At 70.4% G+C, this 18,271-nt stretch carries 17 protein-coding genes; 14 read left to right on the forward strand and 3 right to left on the reverse strand.

Annotated features, from left to right (window positions below):
• The first annotated feature begins 4 nt into the window (after positions 1-4).
• The 7 genes from L3V85_RS04725 to L3V85_RS04755 all read left to right on the forward strand — a co-directional run bounded on the left by L3V85_RS04725 (position 5) and on the right by L3V85_RS04755 (position 7,970).
• Positions 5-1,417, forward strand: a complete 1,413-nt coding sequence (locus tag L3V85_RS04725; protein WP_237678251.1) for an aspartate aminotransferase family protein — start codon at positions 5-7, stop codon at positions 1,415-1,417.
• Positions 1,414-3,756: a LamG domain-containing protein gene (locus L3V85_RS04730; RefSeq protein WP_237678252.1), complete on the forward strand. Its 2,343-nt coding sequence runs from the start codon at positions 1,414-1,416 to the stop codon at positions 3,754-3,756. The genes L3V85_RS04725 and L3V85_RS04730 overlap by 4 nt, the downstream gene beginning before the upstream one ends.
• Entirely contained in the window at positions 3,753-5,048 is a 1,296-nt protein-coding gene (locus L3V85_RS04735; RefSeq protein ID WP_237678253.1) for an MFS transporter, read from the forward strand. Before L3V85_RS04730 ends, L3V85_RS04735 begins: the two co-directional genes overlap by 4 nt.
• Before the next feature lie 73 nt (positions 5,049-5,121).
• The gene (locus L3V85_RS04740) at positions 5,122-5,964 is read left to right on the forward strand and encodes an isocitrate lyase/PEP mutase family protein (RefSeq protein WP_237678254.1); all 843 of its coding nucleotides are present in this window, start codon (positions 5,122-5,124) and stop codon (positions 5,962-5,964) included.
• Between the two features lie 69 nt (positions 5,965-6,033).
• Entirely contained in the window at positions 6,034-6,753 is a 720-nt protein-coding gene (locus L3V85_RS04745) for an energy-coupling factor ABC transporter ATP-binding protein (protein ID WP_237678255.1), read from the forward strand.
• A complete protein-coding gene (locus L3V85_RS04750; RefSeq protein ID WP_237678256.1) occupies positions 6,746-7,339 on the forward strand; it encodes an energy-coupling factor transporter transmembrane component T family protein in 594 nt (197 codons plus the stop codon). The genes L3V85_RS04745 and L3V85_RS04750 overlap by 8 nt, the downstream gene beginning before the upstream one ends.
• 40 nt (positions 7,340-7,379) lie before the next feature.
• Positions 7,380-7,970, forward strand: a complete 591-nt coding sequence (locus L3V85_RS04755) for a biotin transporter BioY (protein ID WP_237678257.1) — start codon at positions 7,380-7,382, stop codon at positions 7,968-7,970.
• A gap of 6 nt (positions 7,971-7,976) precedes the next feature.
• Here the strand turns inward: L3V85_RS04755 and L3V85_RS04760 are convergent, their stop codons facing one another.
• Positions 7,977-8,468 carry a DUF6314 family protein gene (locus L3V85_RS04760; RefSeq protein ID WP_237678258.1) on the reverse strand — a complete coding sequence of 164 codons (492 nt, stop codon included), beginning with the start codon at positions 8,466-8,468 and terminating at the stop codon, positions 7,977-7,979.
• Between the two features lie 185 nt (positions 8,469-8,653).
• Between L3V85_RS04760 and L3V85_RS04765 the strand changes: the two genes are divergently transcribed.
• Together L3V85_RS04765 and L3V85_RS04770 are read left to right on the forward strand one after the other, a co-directional pair.
• Positions 8,654-9,034, forward strand: coding sequence for a helicase SNF2 (locus tag L3V85_RS04765; protein ID WP_237678259.1), 381 nt, complete (start codon positions 8,654-8,656; stop codon positions 9,032-9,034).
• A 127-nt stretch (positions 9,035-9,161) separates the two neighbouring features.
• A complete protein-coding gene (locus tag L3V85_RS04770; protein WP_237678260.1) occupies positions 9,162-9,764 on the forward strand; it encodes an isochorismatase family protein in 603 nt (200 codons plus the stop codon).
• 10 nt (positions 9,765-9,774) lie between these two features.
• Here the strand turns inward: L3V85_RS04770 and L3V85_RS04775 are convergent, their stop codons facing one another.
• Positions 9,775-10,434: a hypothetical protein gene (locus L3V85_RS04775; protein WP_237678261.1), complete on the reverse strand. Its 660-nt coding sequence runs from the start codon at positions 10,432-10,434 to the stop codon at positions 9,775-9,777.
• 216 nt (positions 10,435-10,650) lie between these two features.
• Here L3V85_RS04775 and L3V85_RS04780 point away from each other — a divergent pair, with 216 nt between their 5' ends.
• The 5 genes from L3V85_RS04780 to L3V85_RS04800 are packed head-to-tail and all read left to right on the forward strand — an operon-like array spanning position 10,651 to position 16,442.
• Positions 10,651-11,256, forward strand: coding sequence for a DUF6891 domain-containing protein (locus L3V85_RS04780; protein ID WP_237678262.1), 606 nt, complete (start codon positions 10,651-10,653; stop codon positions 11,254-11,256).
• Positions 11,253-13,055, forward strand: coding sequence for a VanW family protein (locus L3V85_RS04785; protein WP_237678263.1), 1,803 nt, complete (start codon positions 11,253-11,255; stop codon positions 13,053-13,055). Before L3V85_RS04780 ends, L3V85_RS04785 begins: the two co-directional genes overlap by 4 nt.
• A gap of 13 nt (positions 13,056-13,068) precedes the next feature.
• Positions 13,069-13,668 (forward strand): hypothetical protein, encoded by a 600-nt coding sequence (locus tag L3V85_RS04790; protein ID WP_237678264.1) that lies wholly within the window; start codon positions 13,069-13,071, stop codon positions 13,666-13,668.
• A gap of 48 nt (positions 13,669-13,716) precedes the next feature.
• Positions 13,717-15,399, forward strand: coding sequence for an FxLYD domain-containing protein (locus L3V85_RS04795; protein WP_237678265.1), 1,683 nt, complete (start codon positions 13,717-13,719; stop codon positions 15,397-15,399).
• Positions 15,400-15,443: 44 nt separating this feature from the next.
• Positions 15,444-16,442, forward strand: coding sequence for an LLM class flavin-dependent oxidoreductase (locus L3V85_RS04800; protein WP_237678266.1), 999 nt, complete (start codon positions 15,444-15,446; stop codon positions 16,440-16,442).
• A 13-nt stretch (positions 16,443-16,455) separates the two neighbouring features.
• Here the strand turns inward: L3V85_RS04800 and L3V85_RS04805 are convergent, their stop codons facing one another.
• Positions 16,456-18,183 carry a long-chain-fatty-acid--CoA ligase gene (locus L3V85_RS04805; RefSeq protein WP_237678267.1) on the reverse strand — a complete coding sequence of 576 codons (1,728 nt, stop codon included), beginning with the start codon at positions 18,181-18,183 and terminating at the stop codon, positions 16,456-16,458.
• Positions 18,184-18,271 lie beyond the last annotated feature (88 nt).

The raw sequence follows: 18,271 nt of genomic DNA on the forward strand, positions 1-18,271 counted from the left end.
CCCGATGAGCGCCACGATCGAAGACACCGCCCGCACCGTGGGCGACACGCCCAAGGGCGGCTCCGTGCTCGGCTTCTATGCCGCCAAGGGCACGCCCCGGCCGCCGCGCATCGCGCGCGGCGAAGGCATCTACCTGTGGGACGCGGGCGGGCGCCGCTTCCTCGACGCCACCGCCGGCGCGGTGGTCGCCAACATCGGCCACGGCAACCCGCGCGTGCTGGCGGCCATGCAGGCGCAGGCCGCGCAAGTCACCTTTGCCTATCCGCGCTTCTTCGAGAGCGAGCACAGCATCGAGCTGGCGGACCGCGTGTGCGCGCTGGCGGGCGAGGGCTTCGACCGGGCCTTCTTCGTTTCCGGCGGCTCGGAGGCCAACGAGTCGGCCATCAAGCTGGCGCGGCAGTACGCGGTGGTCTCGGGCCAGCCGCGCCGCGCCAAGGTCATCTCGCGCAACCCCAGCTACCACGGCTCCACGCTCGGCGCGCTGGCCGTCACGGGCGACGCGCACACGCAGGCCATCTACGGCCCGATGGTGCGCGAGATGCCGAAGGTGCAGGCGCCGCTGTCGTACCGCGTGCCCGATGGCCACACCGCCGAGTCGCACGCCGTGGCCTGCGCCGACGAACTCGAGGCCGCCATCGTGCGCGAGGGGCCCGACACCGTGCTGGCCTTCATCCTGGAGCCCATCGGCGGGCTGTCGACCGGCGCGGTGGTGTCGCCGGCGGCTTACTTCGAGCGCGTGCGGCAGATCTGCGACCGCCACGGCGTGCTGCTGATCTACGACGAGATCATGAGCGGCGCAGGCCGCACCGGCGCCTTTCTGGCCGCGCACCACTGGGCCGGCGCGCGGCCCGACCTGGTCACGCTGGCCAAGGGCCTGGCGGCGGGCTACACGCCGCTGGGCGCGCTGCTGGCGCCCGACCGCATCGTCGACGCTGTCGCGGGCAGCGGCGGCTTCGTGCATGGCCACACCTACTTCACCAATCCGCTGTCGTGCGCGGTGGCCAACGCGGTGGTCGGCGAGGTGATCCGGCAGGACCTGGTGAGCCGCGCGCGCGACATGGGCGAGCTGCTGATGGCCCGCCTGCGCGAAGTGGCCGAGCGCTCCCCCATCGTGGGCGACGTGCGCGGCAAAGGGCTCTTCACCGCCATCGAGATCGTGGCCGACAAGGCGACGAAGCGGCAATTGCCGGCCAGCTTCAATGCGCCGGCGCGCCTCACCGAGCACGGGCTGAAGCACGGCATCGCGCTGTACAACCGGCGCGCGAACCTGGGGGCGTTCGGCGACTTCCAGATGATCACGCCGCCGCTGACCATCACGCCCGCCGAGATCGACGAGCTGGCCGACCTGCTGGCGCTTTCGCTGCGCGGCCTGGCCGACGAGATCGCGGCCAAGGGCCTGGCCACCTCGGCGCAATGACGCAAGCCGCGATGCCGCAACCGATTCCGCCGCACCGCGCGCTGCAAGTGCCCGGCGTGCATGGCTACACCGACCGCAAGAGCGTGGCCGCCGGCGAGGTGGTGCGCTTTCACCTGAGCAGCGACGTGCCCTATGCGCTGTCGGTGTGCCAGCTCGGCCCCGATGTCGAAGGCCGCACGGCCGACACCGTGCTGCACGCCTTCGCGCCTTCGGCCGCGCGCGCGCATCCGATCCACCCCGGCTCCTACGTGCAGGTGGCGCGCGGGCTCGACCAGCCGCTGCGCGCGCTCACGCTGGAATGCTGGGTGCAGCCGTGGAGCATCGGCGCGCGGCAGAGCGTGATCGGGCAGTACGACCTGCCGGGCGCGTGTGGCTACGGCCTTTTCATCGACGAAGCCGGGCGCGCGGTGTTTTACCTGGGCGACGGCGGCGCGTTCCGCGCGCAGGGCCAGCTCGCGGGGGGCACGCTGCGGCCCAAGCGCTGGCACCACCTGGTCGCCACGTGGGACGGCGAAGAGACCGTGCTGTGGATCGACGGCGAAGCGGTCGCGCGCGGCCGGTGGACCGGCCCGCTGCAGCCGGGCCGCGCCCCGCTGCGCCTGGGCGGCAGCGGCATCGACGGCCTGGCGGATGCGTTCCTGGAGGGCGACATCGTCATGCCCGCGATCTATTCGCACGCATTGCAGCCGGCCGAGGTGCGGGCGCGTTTCGCCGACCGCGGCCTGCACACGCCGCGCGGGCGCACGGTGCTGGCCTGCTGGCCGCTGCGCGAGGAGCGCGGCGACACCGTGGCCGACGCCAGCGGCCACCAGCGCACCGGACGCATCGTCAACCACGGCACCTGGATGATCGTCGGCCCGGCCTTCGAGCCGCGGCGTGTGAACGAGTTCTCCGACGAAGGCTACGACCCGCTGGCCGATCCCACGCGCGGCCACGGCCTGCGGCTGGCGAGCGACGACCTGTACGACTGCCGCTGGCCCGAGAGCCATGCCTTTCGCATTCCGCCGGATGCGAAGTCCGGCGTGTACGTGGGCCGCGTGCGCTACCTGCTGGACGGCGAACCCGCCGAGTACGACATCGCCTTCATCGTGCGCCGCGCCGCGCACCGGGCTCCCGCGCCGGTGCTGGTGCTGTGCGCCACCAACAGCTGGCTGGCCTATGCCAGCACGCCTTTCGCGAAAAACACGGCCAGCGACCCGGTGTGGCCGCGGCGCTCCACCGGCCTGGAGAACAGCCACCCCGAGGCGCCGGCCTACAGCAGCTACACCTACCACCGGGGCGGCCAGCCGACCTACCAGGTGGGGCTGCGCATGCCCTGGCCCAACGCCAGCCCCAACGCCCTCTACGACCCGGCCGACGCGGGCTTCTGCCAGTGGACCCGGCTGGAGCGCCGGCTGCACGTGTGGCTGGACCAGGCAGGCTACGACCACGACGTGGTGAGCGACCTCGACCTGCACCGCGACCCGGGCCTGCTGAAGGCCTACAGGACCGTGATCGTCAACGGCCACAGCGAGTACTGGTCGCTGCCCGCCTGCGACGGGCTCGACGACTACCTGTGCGGCGGCGGCACGGCCATCGTGCTGTCGGGCAACACCATGTACCTGCGCGTGAGCTACAACGAAGAGGGCACGGTGATGGAGCAGCGCAAGGTGCTCGGCGCGAACGACGAGGACAGCGAGGAGGCCGCCAGGGTGCGTCCGCCCGCCGGCCCGTACGGCGAGCAGTACCACTCGCAGGACTGGGCGCGCGGCGGCCACTTCAGGCAGGCCGGGCGCTCGTGCGCCGAGCTCATCGGGCTGGAGTCGGCGGGCTGGGCCTTCGCCGACGGTGGCGACTTCGGCGTCTACCACGCCACGCAGCCGGAGCACTTCCTGTTCACGCAGCCGCATGCGCTGGGGCTGAGCGAGGGCGCGACCTTCGGCCACGGGCCGGGCGGCGGCCTGCCGCGCGCCATCGGCCACGAGTGGGACCTGAGCGTGGCGACGCTGCGCCGCATGACGCATGCGCTGCCGGAAGGCCAGCAGCTGCCCGAGCCGCAGCGCGGCATCGAGGTCATCGCGCAGGGGCGGCGCCACCGGCCGGGCCGGCTCGACGCCTATCTCGACTACTTCTCGAACGTGACCGAGTCGCTGGACGGGCTCTCGGCCGAGATGATCTATTGGGAACGCCCCCGGGGCGGCCGCGTGTTCAACGCCGGCGCCGTGGGCGCGAGCTGGGTGCTCGGCGTCGATCCCTGTTTCGAAGGGGTGCTGCGCAACGTGCTGCATCACTTCGGCGTTCGCCCCGCAACGGGCGCGGACCTTGCAGTTCAACCATCCCTGGAGCACGAAGCACCATGAGCACACTCGCCCCACGCGCCGCCGAGCTTTCCGACCCCGCCGAGCCTGCCTCCCGGCAGAGCACGCTGCGGGTCATCACCGCCATCTCCATCGGCAATGCCCTGGAATGGTTCGAGATCGTGATCTACGGCTTTCTCGCCGTGACCATCTCCAAGCTGTTCTTTCCCGCCGAGAACGACACCGTGTCGCTGCTCATCACGCTGGGCACCTTCGGCGTGACCTTCGTGATGCGCCCGGTCGGCTCGCTGGTGCTCGGTGCCTATGCCGACGCCAGGGGGCGCAAGAACGCGCTGACGCTGTCGATGGCGCTCATGCTGCTCGGCACGCTGCTGATCGCGGTGTCGCCGACCTTCGCGCAGATCGGGCTGTGGGCGCCGGGGCTCGTGATCCTCGCGCGGCTGCTGCAGGGCTTCGCGGCCGGCGGCGAGTTCGGCAGCGCCACCGCGCTGCTGGCCGAGCAGGACCCGCGCCGGCGCGGCTTCTTCTCGAGCTGGCAGTTCGCGAGCCAGGGCATCACCACCTTCCTGGCGGCGGGCTTCGGCATGGGGCTCAACGCGCTGCTCACGCCCGAGCAGCTGCTGTCCTGGGGCTGGCGCATTCCGTTCTTCTTCGGCCTGCTGATCGGGCCGGCGGGCCTGTACATCCGCCGCCACCTGGACGAAGGCATGGAGTTCAAGCGCGCGGCCCAGGAAGCCACGCCGGTGCGCACCACGCTGGTGGACCAGCGCGGGCGCACGCTGGCGGCGATGGGGCTCATCATCCTCGCGACCATCGTGGCCTACACGGGCCTGTTCATGCCGACCTTCGCGGTGCGCCAGCTGGGCCTGCCGCCGTCGATGGCCTTCGCCGGCACCTTCTGGTTCGGCGTGCTGCAGTTCGCGCTGGTGCCGCTGTTCGGCAGCATGTCGGACCGGGTGGGGCGCGTGGTCATCATGCGCGGCGCCGCGCTGGTCATGCTGGTGATGATCGTGCCGCTGTTCTACCTGCTGGTGAACCATCCGTCGGTGCCGGCGCTGATGCTGGCGCTCACCGCCATGGGCGTGGTGGCCTCGGCCTACTGGGGCCCCATTTCCGCGGCCATGTCGGAGCTGTTCCCGGCGGCCACGCGGGGCACCGGCCTGTCGGTCAGCTACAGCTTCGGCGTGGCGATCTTCGGCGGCTTCGCGCCCTTCATCAGCGCCTGGCTCATCACCGCCACGGGCAGCAAGATCGCGCCGGCCTTCTACGTGGGCTTCGGCGTGCTGGTGAGCCTGGCAGCGCTGCGAGCGGCCCGCCGGTACGGCGTGAAATAGCAGTTTTCTCCAAGTCGCGGCGGCGCGCCGTGCCTACGCTGCGGTCATCCCACGACTTTCCGAACGGATGACCATGCGAGCCAGCGACGACCGACGACAACAGAAGACCGAAGCCTTTCACCGGCTCCATGCGGGGCCCGCCCCGCTGGTTCTCGTGAACGCCTGGGACGCCGCCAGCGCCCGCATCGTCGAGCGGGCCGGCGCGAAGGCCATCGGCACCACCAGCGCCGGCATGGCCTGGTCGCTCGGGTATGCGGACGGCGAGCGCATGCCCGCGAATGAACTGATCGCGGCCTGCGCGCGCATCTGCCGGGTGGCTTCCGTGCCGGTCAGCGTGGACATCGAGCGCGGCTTCGACGACAGCGCGCGGGCGGTGTGCGAGGTGGCCGGCGCGCTCATCGGCATGGGCGCGGCCGGCATCAACATCGAGGACGGCACGCGGCCGGGCACGCGCGAACTGGCGACGCCGGAAGTACTGTGCGAGCGCATCGCCGCGATACGCAAGCTCGATGCGCGCTTTTTCATCAACGCGCGCACCAACGCCTACTTCGTGCCCTGGGACGACCCGGCGGCGCGCTTCGACGAGGCGCTGCGCCGCGCGCGGCTCTACGCGGCGGCGGGCGCGGACGGCATCTTCGTGCCCGGCATGTCCAGCCCCGACGAGATCGCGAAGCTGGCCGACGCCGTGCGCCTGCCCTTGAACGTGTACGCGGGCCATGCGGGCGCGCCACCTGTCGATGCGCTTGCGCGAGCCGGCGCGCGGCGCATCAGCCTGGGCTGCGGCCCGTTGCAATCGGCGCTGGGGCTCGTGGGCCGCATCGCCGGCGAAGCCTTCGCGCAAGGCCGCTTCGACGCGATGGGCGAGGGCATGCTGTCGGTCGGCGAGATCAACGGGCTCTTTCCCGCGACCTCCTGAGGCGCCTGCCGCCGGGGCGGCTTCGGGTACAGTGGGCGCCCCTTGCCGCAGCCGACCCCGCCCGAAACCATGTCCACGCACAGCATCCGCCTCGAAGCGGTGACGCTGGTGCGCGGCAGCCAGCGCGTCTTCGAAGGGCTGACGCTCGGCCTGCAGGAAGCGCGCATCGGGCTGATCGGCGACAACGGGGCCGGCAAGAGCAGCCTGTTCCGCCTCATCAGTGGGCTCGACCAGCCGCAGCAGGGGCGCGTGACCGTGCATGGCCTGGACACGCAGGCCGACCGCAAGCAGCTGTCGAAACACGTCGGGCTGATGTTCCAGAATCCCGACGACCAGATCATCTTTCCCACCGTGGCCGAGGAACTGGCCTTCAGCCTCACCGCGCGCGGCGAAACCCGCCAGGCGGCGCGACAGCAGGCGCGCGAGTTCCTGGCGCGGCGCGGGCTGGAAGCCTGGGCAGCGCGCGCTGTCGGCGAGCTGAGCCAGGGGCAGCGCCAGCAGGTGTGCCTGCTGGCCTTGCAGATCAGCGAGCCCGCCACGCTGCTGCTGGACGAGCCCTTCGCCAGCCTCGACCTGCTGAGCCAGGCTCGGCTGGCCGCGCAGCTCGAAGACACCGACCACCAGATCGTCGTGTCCACGCACCTGCTCGAACACGTTTACGACTTCGAGCGCGTGCTGTGGCTGGAGCAAGGCAAGGTGCGCGCCGACGGGCCGGGCCGCGAGGTGTGCGAAGCCTACGCGGAGAACGTGCGCGAGCGCGCCGCGCTGGAGCGGGGGCGCCGTGCGTAGCCTCTATTCGGAACAGCCGACGTGGATGCATGCGATTGCGGCGTGGGCCAAGCTCGCGGTGCTGTCGGTGTGCGGCACGCTGCTGGTGCTGGTCGAGCGGCCTTTGACGCTGGCCGTGGCCTGCGTCGTGGTGCTGGGCATCTTCGCGTCGCTCGGGCCGCCTGCGTGGCGCCGCGTGCGCATGCTGCTCGGCGTGGCCATCGCCGGGGCCTTGATCGTCGGCTTCCACTGGGCCATGGGCACGACGCCATTGGGTGTGGCCAGCGCGCTGCGGCTCGCGAGCGCGGCCACGCTCGCGCTGATGCTGACGCTGACCACGCGCTTCGAAGACCTGCTGGCGGTGCTCGAAGCGGTGCTGCATCCGCTGCAGCGCATTGGCGTGCCCACAGAGCGGATCGCGCTCGGCCTTGGCCTGATGCTGCGCTTCGCCGAAAATTTCTATGTGCAGTGGCAGCGTCTGGACGACGCCTACCGCGTCCGCGCGGGCCACGGCGGCGGCCTGCGGTTGCTGGCGCCCCTGACCATCCGCACCCTGCAGACCGCCGAGCGCGTGGCCGACGCGCTGGCCGCACGACTCGGCCGCTGACTGAGCTTCTTCTCTCTTCTTTCGATTGCGATTGACCGCCATGACCACCACCGGCTCCCTCACTTCGTCCCGTTCCCTGTCGTACATCGCGTTGTTCGCGGCGCTGATGGCGGTGTTCGGCCTGATCCCGAAGATCGACCTGCCGTTCGGCGTGCCGATCACGCTGCAGTCGCTGGGCGTGATGCTCGCGGGCTGCCTGCTGGGGCCGCGCCGCGGCTTCCTGGCCATCGCGCTGTTTTTGCTGGCCGTGGCGCTCGGGCTGCCGCTGCTGCCGGGCGGACGCGGCGGGCTGAGCGTGTTCGTGGCGCCCGCCGGTGGCTTTCTCTTCGGCTGGATGTTCGGCGCCTTCGCCTGCGGCCTCTTGATGCGCCTGGCGATGCGGCGCATGGCCGGTGCCACGGGCCTGCCATTGCTGGCGGCCGCCTTCCTGTCGTCGGTGGTCGGCGGCATCGGCGTGGTCTACGCCTTCGGCATCGTCGGGCTTTCGCTGATCGCCCACATGTCGCTGTCGCAGGCGGCGCTGGCGATGCTGGTCTTCATTCCCGGCGACCTCATCAAGTGCGGCATCTGCGCGATGCTGGTGCAGACGGTGATGCGCGGCATGCCGGGCTGGCGGCTCGACCGCGACTGATCTTCCTCAACCGGTCCGCGCGTCTTTCCGGGTGAAGACGGTGGCCGAGAGGTAGTCCTTGCGCGGGCCGCGCACCGTGTGCCGGATCTCGAACGAGCCGTCGGGCAGGAAGCGGTAGCTGCTGTCGTAGGTGTCGGGCGTGCACAGGTGCGTGGCCGAGCCGGTCAGCGCCTCGCCGTCGCGCAAGATGCCGATGGCGTGGAACAGGCGCGGCGGGGTTTCGGCGAAATGCACCACGAAGCCGCCGGGGGAGCGCTCGAAGAGGTATTCGCGGTGCCCGTCGAATTCCTTGCCGTCGGCCAGCCGGATGCGGCCTTCCTCGCGGTACTTGAGCATGTGCGGCGCGACAGGGGTGAACACGGCCATGCCGGTCATGGACGCCTGGCCCTCGATGGTTCGCGCCAGCGTCCACGCGCCTGCCAGCGCGTCGAAGACGGTGTCCGGGTTGCCCCACGGAGCCAGGGGCGCAAAAGAGGAAGACGAGGACTGCACGCTCATCCGGACACTCTACGACAAGCCGCTTTGCCCTTTTCTGAGCCGTGATTGTTTCCGCCGTGTGAACACCGCGGTTCCAATCGCTAAGGGTTTTTACTTAGATAACGGCGCACAATTCTTCCCATGGACCAGCCCTTCAGCTGATCCAGACCAAGAAACAAGAACCGAACCAATTGAAGGACATCCAAATGACCGCCTCGAAGCTCCTCTCCGCCATCTCCATCGCCCTGCTGGCCGCCGCCGGTGCCGCCCACGCCGAAACCTACGAAGGCGTGCATCAACTGACCTCGGCCGCCAGCCGCGCCGAAGTCGCCAGCCAGGCCGTCGTGGCCGCGCACAGCGCCAACCCCTACGCCACCGGCGCCAACTCCGGCCCGGCCCAGGTGATCGTGTCGAACACCAGCCGCGCCGCCCTCCGCGCTGAAGCCGTTGCCGCCGCGCACAGCGCCGACCCGTACGCCGAAGGCGCTTCGTCGGGCGTGGCTCCCGTGGTGGCCAGCACCGTGGACCGCGCCGCAGTGCGTGCAGCAGCCCGCGCCGCAGCTCGCGGTGACGCCCTGCCGCTGTAATCGACCGCAGCATGCCCGCTTCGGTGGGCATCTTTCGATAAAAGGCCGGACCATGCTTTTGCATGGTCCGGCCTTTTCGCATGCGGCGCTCATTGCCGGCTCATACGGCGTCCGTATCATGGTCTGCATGCAAATCCAACTTCCAGACCTCGATCCTCGTCAAACGGCGCTCATCTCCATCGATCTGCAGAACAGCAACGTGGCCAGGCAGCTCGCGCCGCATTCCGCCGCCGAGGTGGTGCAGCGCGGCAAGCGCATCGCCGACAGCCTGCGCGAAGCTGGGGGCACCGTGGTCTGGGTGCGCGTGGACGTGACCGCGCTGCTGAGCCTGCCGGCGGATGCCTCCATCAGCCGCCCTGCCGGTTCGCCCGTGCCGCCGCCCGAGTTCTCCGAACTGGTGCCCGAACTCGAGGTGCAGGCCGCCGACGTGCGGATCACCAAGCGCCAGTGGGGCGCCTTCTACGGCACCGACCTCGACCAGCAACTGCGCCGCCGTGGCATCAAGACGCTGCTGATGAGCGGCATCGCGACCAACTTCGGCGTCGAGTCGACAGCGCGTGCTGCCTTCGACCGCGGCTATGAACTGGTGTTCGTGGAAGACGCGATGACCTCATTGGCTGCCGAGCCGCACGACTTCGCGAACAAGCAGGTGTTTCCGCGCATGGGCCGCGTGCGTTCGACCGACGTCGTGCTGGCCGCCATCGCGGCGGCCGCCGGCCAGCAGCGCTGATTGATTCAGCTCAACGCGGGGGCAATAGCCGCAGCGGCGCGACGATGAAGGGCTCGCCGTCCGTGTCGTGGACCGTGACGAACCACAGCGCCGTGCCCCCATTCTTGTCGGGCCGCGCGCAGAGCGTGCCCATGTAGAGCAGCCGCGCCGCCTGCATGCTTTCGCATTGCATGACGGCCTCGTCGCAGCAGGTGTCGGGCATCGAGGCTTCGCCGCGCTTCATCAGCCGCAGCGTGAGGCGCGCCGGCGCCGTCGTGCGTTCGCCCTTGCCGGCAGCAGGCACCGTCGCGCGCAGCCGCAGCTCAAGCGGCTCGCCGGGGCGCAGGCCCTCGCCGCGCTCCAGCCGGATGTCCGCCAACGCCACGCGCACGCGCCGCCGCTCGCGCAGCGTGGTGTAGACGAACACCACGGTCAACACCGAGAACATCGCGAACACGGGCAGGCCGACCGGCATCCAGAGCCATTGCCAGCCGCCGGCCAGCGCCCAGGTCATTGCCTGGAAGCCGAAGACCGCGAAGAAAACCAGCACCGCGAGAGCAACCAGCCAGCCGGCCCAATCGGCGAGCGACTTCGGTGCGTGTTCGCTCGCCTGCGGCGCGCCCGAGGTCCATTCGGCCGGAAGCCGCTCGTCGATGGGCGGCAGGTCGAGGGCGGGCGGGTGTTGGAGCATGGAAGGCGCCGAGGATAGCGGCCGACTCCGCCAAAAGGCGCATTGCCTTGCCGCTGGGCATCCCGCATGATGGCGCGGCGCGGAAGGGCAGGCCGCAAGACCTCATGCTTTCGCATTAACGCGCCATCGTGGTGCAGTCGGGCGAAAATACGACACGCTCCTGGCAGGAAAAAGAAAGCACGATCCGTCGCCGCCGCGAAGCGGCAACCCTTACGCATGGCCCTTACTCTCGACCCCGAAGACACGCGCGGACGCATCCACGATCTCGTGTGGTGCGGCTTCTATCCCGATGCCGACGTCGAATGGATGATCACCGACGAGTACCTCGACCCCGACGAGCTCACGGCCGAAGACCGTGCATGGGTCAAGGCCGAGGCCGAGAGCGCATGCGCCGCCAAGCGCGCCGCCGAGGCGGGTTGGCCCGCGCAGACCGAATACGAGCGGCTCGAAGCCGTGTTCGCGCAGTTGCGCGGCGAGAAAATCATTGCGCTGCACCGCGCCGGCAACACGCTGGCCGACGGGCATGACGACGTGCGCGAGCAATGGCGCGCCGCGGGCCGACTGGCGTCGGGCATTCGCGGCTGCTGCTTCTATCACTCGCAGGACCTCGACACGGCGGTGCGCACCGGCCGCCTGCACCTGGCGTTCAGCGGCGGCATGATCCCCGAGATCGAACAGCGCGAGGCCAACACCGTCGTCGTGGGCCGCCGCATCGTCGAACTGCTGCGCGCGGCCGGCTTCGGCGCGCATTGGAGCGGAGACATCAACGAGCGCATCGAAGCCGACCTCGGCCAATGGCGCAAGCGAGGCCCCTCCGCGTGAGCGTGCAGGCCTGGCAGCCGCCGCGCCGCGTCGACGCGATCGATTTCTGGCTGCGCTCGCGGCTGCTGGCCGCGGCCCATGCAGTGCGCGAAGCACTGCGGCCCTCTGCCCGGCGCTGGCACTGCGGCAGTCACGCGCTGGCCGATGCGCCCGTCATTGCGCAACATCGCACGTCCCTCTGGTCCGACGGCCGCGCCGACGAATTCCCGCTGGTGGCCGGCAAGGTTCAGAACCTGCGCGTGGCGCGCCGGGCCTTCGATGCGATCGAGGTGCCGGCCGGCGAGCTGCTGAGCTTCTGGCGCCAGCTCGGGCGGCCGAGTGCCTGGCGCGGCTTCGTGGTCGGGCGCGAAGTGCGCGGCGGTTGCGTGGTGCCGACCCTGGCCGGCGGGCTCTGCCAGCTGTCGAACGCGCTGGCCACGGTCGCCGCGCGCGCGGGTTTCGAGCTGGTCGAGCGGCATGGGCACACGGCGCGCATCGAGCAGTCGGGCGACACCGACGGCGATGCGATCGACGCGACGGTGTTCTGGAACTACGTCGACCTCAAGCTGCGCGCCAGGCATGCATGGCGGCTGGAAGTGGAACTGACGGATAGCGAGCTGGTACTGCGCATCCGCGCGCGCTCGCCGCTCACGGCCGCCGCCGTGCCGCTCGTGCTGCGGCGCGCGAACGATGTGGACCCGCCTGCCGCATTGCCCCTGGCGCGCGGCTGCCTGAGCTGCGACCAGGCCGCGTGCTTTCGCCATCGCCCCCGCATCGGCATCGAGCCGCAAGGGCGCACCGCCGTGCTGGTGGACGGCTGGACGCCCGAGTTCGCGCGCTACCTGAGCGCCGCGCATCCACATGCCGAACGCATGCAGCCGGTGCCGCTGCGGCTCGCGTTCTGGCGCAGGCCGTCGACCGGCTGGCATCGCGAGGCCCTTGCCGAAGGCATGCCGCCCGCGCAATCGCCGTGGGCCGCGAGCCTGCGACGGGCGCTGTGGCAACGGCTCTGGGCGCGGCACGCGGGCCGGCGGCAGGCGAGCCTGATCGACGGCCAGCGCTGGCTGGCGCTCGCATTCGCCGCGCGGCTGAAGCCGGCGCACACGCATGTGGTGGTCGAGCAATCGCTGCTGCCGCATCTGCAGCGCATCGGCGCGCTGGACGGGCGCCGCGTCACCGTGCTGGCCGGTGCGTTGCCGATGGCCGAGATCGAACGCCGCCTCGATGCCGCCGCACACCGATGGCCCGGCGACGAGACGCTGCGCGATTTCCGCGCCGACCCGGCACTGGCGCGTGCCGAGACGCAGGCCTTCGCGCGTGCGGCAACCGTCGTCACGCCGCATGCCGAGGTGGCTGCGCATGTCGAACGGCTTGCCCCGCAGGCCGCGGTGCAGCGGCTCGACTGGGTGCTGCCCGAGGCCAAGGCCGCCGCCTGCGTGCGAGCCGGCCCACCGCTCGTCGTGTTCGCCGCGAGCGCATTGGCACGCAAGGGCGCGCGCGAACTCGCCGCCGCGCTGCAAGGCTGGCCGTGCCGCCTGCGGGTGCTGGGCACGCAGTCGAGCGACGAACGGCTCTGGCAGGGCATTGCGCAGGTCGAACACATGCACTGGCGCGGCGATGCGCTGGCCGGCGCCAGCGTGGTCGTGCTGCCGGCGCACGTCGAGCATGCGCCGCGCGCCGCCTTGCGGGCGGTGGCGGCCGGCGTGCCGGTGGTGGCCTCGGCCGCCTGCGGCCTCGCGGCCTTGCCCGGCGTGCAAGAGGTCGCGCCGGGCGACGTGGAATCGCTGCGCGCGGCCTTGCGGGCCGCCTGCAGCCCCTGAACGGAGAACACACTTGGCATCGATCGAACAGGCCCGCGCGGCCCTGGCTCCGCATGGCGCGCTGGCGCCGCAGTCCGCGGCCGAACACTGGCGCGGCGACATCGCGCTGCCGCCCGCCATCGAGGTCTTCTACGCGCAGGTCGGCCCGCTCGGCAACTGGATCAACGACCGCGTGGGCCATGCGGGCCTGTCGATCCCGACCGCCGGCAACGACTTCAGCATTCCGCCGCTGGCGCGCCTGTGGCAGCTGCAGGCCGGCTACCGCTGGCACGGAATCACCGGCGAGCGCCTGGCCGAATGGCCCGATCACTGGCTGGTGGTGGCCGACCAGGGCGCGGACCCGTTCATCTTCGACCTGCGCACCGGCGCGATACAGTTCGCCTTCCACGGCGCGGGCGCGTGGCAGGACGACGAGCCGATCTTTGCCGACATCCTCGAGATGGCCGCCTGCCTGGGCACCATGGGCCAAGTGTGGGAAGAGGCGGGCGACGACATCTTCCTGGACGACGACTCCGTCAATCCGCTGTACCGCGCGCGGCTGGTCGAACGGCTGACGCCGCTGCTCGGCGATGCCGGGGCGGCAGGTAGCCTGGCGGATGCGTTCGACTGGTAGCGGCGCCGCGCAAGCAGGTAATCAAGAAAAAGAACACGGAAGCACTTCATGACCATCGACCTTCAGACGCTCAAGTGCGGCGAATGCGGCAGCAGCGTGCTCAAGCGCACGGGCCTGAACGAATACACCTGCGAGCACTGCGGCTCGGTCACGCTGGTCGAGGACAACGTGTCCGACCGGCTGGAGCGCGTGCTCGACCAGGTGAAGAACGAGGCCGGCCGGCGGCTCGCGGCCGAAGAGGCGCTGAAGCAGAAGCTGATGCTGCGCAAGATCGGCATCGGCGTGATTGCGGTGCTCGGCGTGGTGCTGGTGGGGCGCATCGTGGGGCTGCTCCTGGGCTCGGGCAAGCCATCGCCCGATGCGCGGCCTGCCTCGGTGGCCGCGGCCGTGGTCGACCGCACCATTCCCCCGGACGGACTGAAGCTCGGCGAGCCGCGCCAGGTGCTGGTGGGTGTCGGCAGTTCGGCCATGCCCAAGCTGCTGGTGGTGGCGCGCAACGAAACCGGCAAGCCGCTGTCGCGCGCCGGCGTGCGCGCCGTGTACTACGACGGCGATTCGCGGCTCGACGAGCGCAGCGAGATGCTGCCGGTGTCGGTGCTGCAGCCCGGCGAAAGCGCGCCCGCGCTCATCGACATGCCCAGCGGCAAGAACGTCACGCGGCAGGAACTGCGCGTGCAGAAGCTGGCAGAGCCCTACAACGCGACCGAGGGGCCGCGCATGACCTTCTCGCGCGCGCGGCTGGTGCAGCAGGGCGAGCGCGTGCGGCTGGTGGGCCGCATCGCCAACGCGCGCACCGACGGCGTGGTGGTCGGCGGCATCGAAGTGCTGGCCACGCTGTACGACGACGCGGGCCAGGTCATCGGCATCGGCCACGGCTACGGGCAGGCCAACGAGATCCAGCCGGGCGCGCAGACCTCGGTGGACGTCAGCATCGCGCGCTTCGGTCGCGCGGCGGCCATCGCGGCGTGGGACTACCGCATCGGCTACAGCGTCGTCGAGGCCTCGGGCGCGCGCACGCCGGTGCTGAGCGCCGACCGAGTGATTCGCGCCACCGGCGGCCCGGAGAACTTCAATCCCGAGCTGCGCCTGGGCACCGACGACCTGCTGGCCGGCGACAGCGAGCGCTTCGACGCGAAGCAGCTGGAGCTGCTGCCGCTGATCGACGGGCGCAACAACATCCAGCAGCGCCTGTTCCTGACCGAGCTGGTCAACCGCAGCGCCGACGCGATCGTGCTGGCGCCGGGCGGCGTGATCTCGCGCTTCAGCGGCAGCAAGGCGCGCGGCACGACCAACATCTCGGGCCTGGCCTACCTGTATCCCGGCGAGCGTTTTCCCATCTTTCTCGAGCCGGAAGACATGGAGAAGCTGACCGAGACCCGCATCGAATGGAAGCCGATGCGCCGCGCCGCCATGCCCGGCCCGCGCAAGCCGCTGGAAGTGCGGGTGACGGGCACCAAGGCCCAGACCGGCAGCGTGCTGCTGAACTTCAGCCAGCGCTTCACCTACAAGAGCGTGGAGGTGACGGGCAGCGTGAAGAACCCGGGCAACGGCATCGTCGGCAAGGTGCGGCTGTGGGTGAGCCTGCGCGACCACGGCGGGCAGCTCACGGGCTTCAAGCTGGTGGAAAACCTGCCGGCCATCGCGCCGGGCGAGAGCGTGCCGTTCCAGGTGAACGTGGAGCAGAACGGCCGCGACTTCGCGAGCGTGACCACGCTATACCAAACCGAATAGCCCCTCGCGCCACGGCGGTGGGCGGTTCGCGCCATGATCGCGCCATGATTCCGTTATCGATCCTCGACCTATCCCCGATCACCGAGGGAAGCGACGCCGCGCAGTCGTTCCGTAACTCGCTTTCGCTGGCGCAGCATGGCGAGAAGCTCGGCTACACGCGCTACTGGCTGGCCGAGCACCACGGCATGCCGGGCATCGCGAGCGCGGCCACTGCGGTGTTGCTGTCGCACGTGGGCGCGGGCACTTCGACCATCCGCATCGGCGCCGGCGGCGTGATGCTGCCGAACCATTCGCCGCTGGTGATCGCCGAGCAGTTCGGCACGCTCGAATCGCTGTACCCAGGGCGCGTCGACCTCGGCCTGGGCCGCGCGCCCGGCTCCGACCAGCGCACCGCGCGCGCGCTGCGCCGCAACCTCGAATCGGATTCGGACCAGTTCCCGCAGGACGTGATCGAGCTGATGGACTTCATGTCGAAGAACCCGCAGCAGGCGGTGCGCGCGGTGCCCGGCGCGGGGCTCGAGGTGCCGGTGTGGATCCTCGGCTCCAGCACCTTCGGCGCGCAGCTCGCTGCGCACCTGGGGCTGCCCTATGCCTTCGCCTCGCACTTCGCGCCGCAGCAGATCATGCAGGCCATCCAGATCTATCGCGAGACCTTCAAGCCTTCGGCGCAACTGCAGAAGCCGTACGTGATGCTGGGCTTCAACGTGTTCGCGGCCGACACCGACGAGGAAGCCGAATTCCGCGCCACCTCGTGGCAGCAGGCCTTCGTGAACCTGCGCAGCGGCCGGCCCGGCCGCCTGCCGCCGCCGGTGGAAAACTACCGCCAGAAGGTGGGGCCGGCGGAGAACGCCTTGCTCGACTCCGTGCTGTCGTGCTCAGCCGTCGGCTCGGTCGAGACGGTGAAGAAGGGTGTCGAAGCCTTCGTGGCGCGCACCGGCGCCGACGAACTCATGATCACCTCGCAGGTGTTCGACCACGCCGCGCGGCTGCGCTCCTACGAGCTGCTCGCCGCGGCCTTCGGCCAGACGGCGAAGCAGCAGTAGTCGCGCCAGGGGCTCAGGCCCTCTTGCGGGCTTCCTCGTCCACGAGGTCTTTCTTCGAGAGCTTGCCCACGGCGGTCTTGGGCAGCTCGGCGCGGATTTCGAGCGCGCCGATCATCTCGTGCTTGCCCAGCCGGTCTTTCAGAAAGGCCTTGAGCGCATCGAGCGTCAGCTCGCCCGCTCCTTCCTTCAGCTTCACGAAGGCCTTGGGCGACTGGCCGCGGTATTCGTCGGGAATGCCGATCACGCAGACCTCGGCCACGGCCGGGTGCTCGTACACCGCCTCTTCGAGCACGCGCGGATAGACGTTGTAGCCGCCGCACAGCAGCATGTCCTTGGTGCGGTCGACGATGTAGAAGTAGCCGTCGGCGTCCATTTTCGCGACGTCGCCGCTGCGGAAGTAGCCGTCGGGCGTCATCGACTCGGCGGTGGCCTTGGGGTTGTTCCAGTAGCCCTTCATCACGTTCGGGCCCTTGATGCAGAGTTCGCCCGCTTCGCCGAACGCGGTGACGTCCTTCGACGGGTCATCCAGGCTCACCAGCTTGATGCGCACCTGCGGCAGCGGCATGCCGCACGAGCCCGCCTTGCGCACGCCGCGCGCGGGCGTGAAGGTGCCCACGGGCGAGGTCTCGGTCATGCCCCAGCCTTCGTTGAGATGGCAGCCGGTGAGCGCGAAGAAGCGCTGCTCCACCTCCACCGGCAGCGGCGCGCCGCCCGAGCCGCAGAACTTGAGCGAGCGCAGGTCCATCTCCTTCGCCTTGGGGTGCGAGAGGATGGCGGTGTACATCGTCGGCACGCCGGGGAACACGCTGATCCTGCTGGCCGCGAGCTCGTTCATCACCGCATCCACGTCGAAGCGCGTGTGCAGCACCAGCGCCGCGCCCAGGCGCACGCCGAGCAGCATGGCGGCGCTGAGCGCGAAGATGTGGAACAGCGGCAGCACGACCAGGAAGCGCTCGCTGCCTTCGTCGAGGATCGGCGGGTCGCCCTTGGTCGACTCGTAGTACTGCGCCGAGGCCGACGTGAGGTTGGCGTGCGTGAGCATCGCGCCCTTGGGCAGGCCGGTGGTGCCGCCGGTGTACTGCAGCACGACGATTTCTTCGGTCAGGTCACCGAGCGGATGCGTCTGGTGCGTGCCTTCGCTCTTGAGCAGGTCGGTGAAGCGCAGGTGGCGGTCGTCGGTGGGCACGGGCGCGATCTGGCCGGCGCCCTGCAATTGGGCCTGCACCTTGTCGCCCGCAGCGCCGTAGTCGCCGAGGCTGCCGACCACCAGCTTGCGCAGGCGCGAGCTGTCGAGCAGCCGAGCCATCTGCGGATACAGGTTGACGAGGTCCAGGGTGATGAGGATGTCGGTGCGGCTGTCCTCGATCTTGTGGGCCAGCACGCGCTCGGCGTCGAGCGGCGAGTAGTTCACCACGGTGCCGCCGGCCTTCAGCACGGCGAAGAAGGCGATCGGGTAGTGGGGCGTGTTCGGCAGGTACAGGCCCACGTGCACGCCGGGCTTCACGCCCAGGTCCTGCAGGCCCTTGGCGGCCCGCTCGACCGCGGCGCCGAGCTGGCGGTAGGTGATGACCTGGCCCATGAACTCCACGGCCGAATGCTCGGGCCAGCGTGCAACGGCTTCGTCGAGCATCTGCTGCACCGGCTTGACCGGCAGCTCCGCGTCCCAGCGCATGCCGGGCGGGTAGTGGTGCGTCCAGGGGGTGTCGTTGCCGGCCTGGGCGGCGGGGGAGGGGGTGGCCATGCGTCTTGTCTCCGCGGTGTTTTCGGCACTTTAGCGCCGGCCTTTCGCATCGTGGCGCGGCAGCTGACAAGCCGGCGACACGGGTTTT

The organism is Variovorax paradoxus (assembly GCF_022009635.1).
GTDB lineage: Bacteria > Pseudomonadota > Gammaproteobacteria > Burkholderiales > Burkholderiaceae_C > Variovorax.

What these genes read in the sequence shown, in the direction of transcription:
- L3V85_RS04730 (WP_237678252.1), top strand. Translation starts at nt 1,414, where the DNA reads ATGACGCAAGCCGCGATGCCGCAACCGATTCCGCCGCACCGCGCGCTG.
- L3V85_RS04805 (WP_237678267.1), bottom strand. Translation starts at nt 18,183, where the DNA reads ATGGCCACCCCCTCCCCCGCCGCCCAGGCCGGCAACGACACCCCCTGG.
- L3V85_RS04780 (WP_237678262.1), top strand. Translation starts at nt 10,651, where the DNA reads ATGGCCCTTACTCTCGACCCCGAAGACACGCGCGGACGCATCCACGAT.
- L3V85_RS04745 (WP_237678255.1), top strand. Translation starts at nt 6,034, where the DNA reads ATGTCCACGCACAGCATCCGCCTCGAAGCGGTGACGCTGGTGCGCGGC.
- L3V85_RS04775 (WP_237678261.1), bottom strand. Translation starts at nt 10,434, where the DNA reads ATGCTCCAACACCCGCCCGCCCTCGACCTGCCGCCCATCGACGAGCGG.
- L3V85_RS04800 (WP_237678266.1), top strand. Translation starts at nt 15,444, where the DNA reads ATGATTCCGTTATCGATCCTCGACCTATCCCCGATCACCGAGGGAAGC.
- L3V85_RS04735 (WP_237678253.1), top strand. Translation starts at nt 3,753, where the DNA reads ATGAGCACACTCGCCCCACGCGCCGCCGAGCTTTCCGACCCCGCCGAG.
- L3V85_RS04770 (WP_237678260.1), top strand. Translation starts at nt 9,162, where the DNA reads ATGCAAATCCAACTTCCAGACCTCGATCCTCGTCAAACGGCGCTCATC.
- L3V85_RS04795 (WP_237678265.1), top strand. Translation starts at nt 13,717, where the DNA reads ATGACCATCGACCTTCAGACGCTCAAGTGCGGCGAATGCGGCAGCAGC.
- L3V85_RS04765 (WP_237678259.1), top strand. Translation starts at nt 8,654, where the DNA reads ATGACCGCCTCGAAGCTCCTCTCCGCCATCTCCATCGCCCTGCTGGCC.
- L3V85_RS04760 (WP_237678258.1), bottom strand. Translation starts at nt 8,468, where the DNA reads ATGAGCGTGCAGTCCTCGTCTTCCTCTTTTGCGCCCCTGGCTCCGTGG.
- L3V85_RS04740 (WP_237678254.1), top strand. Translation starts at nt 5,122, where the DNA reads ATGCGAGCCAGCGACGACCGACGACAACAGAAGACCGAAGCCTTTCAC.
- L3V85_RS04725 (WP_237678251.1), top strand. Translation starts at nt 5, where the DNA reads ATGAGCGCCACGATCGAAGACACCGCCCGCACCGTGGGCGACACGCCC.
- L3V85_RS04755 (WP_237678257.1), top strand. Translation starts at nt 7,380, where the DNA reads ATGACCACCACCGGCTCCCTCACTTCGTCCCGTTCCCTGTCGTACATC.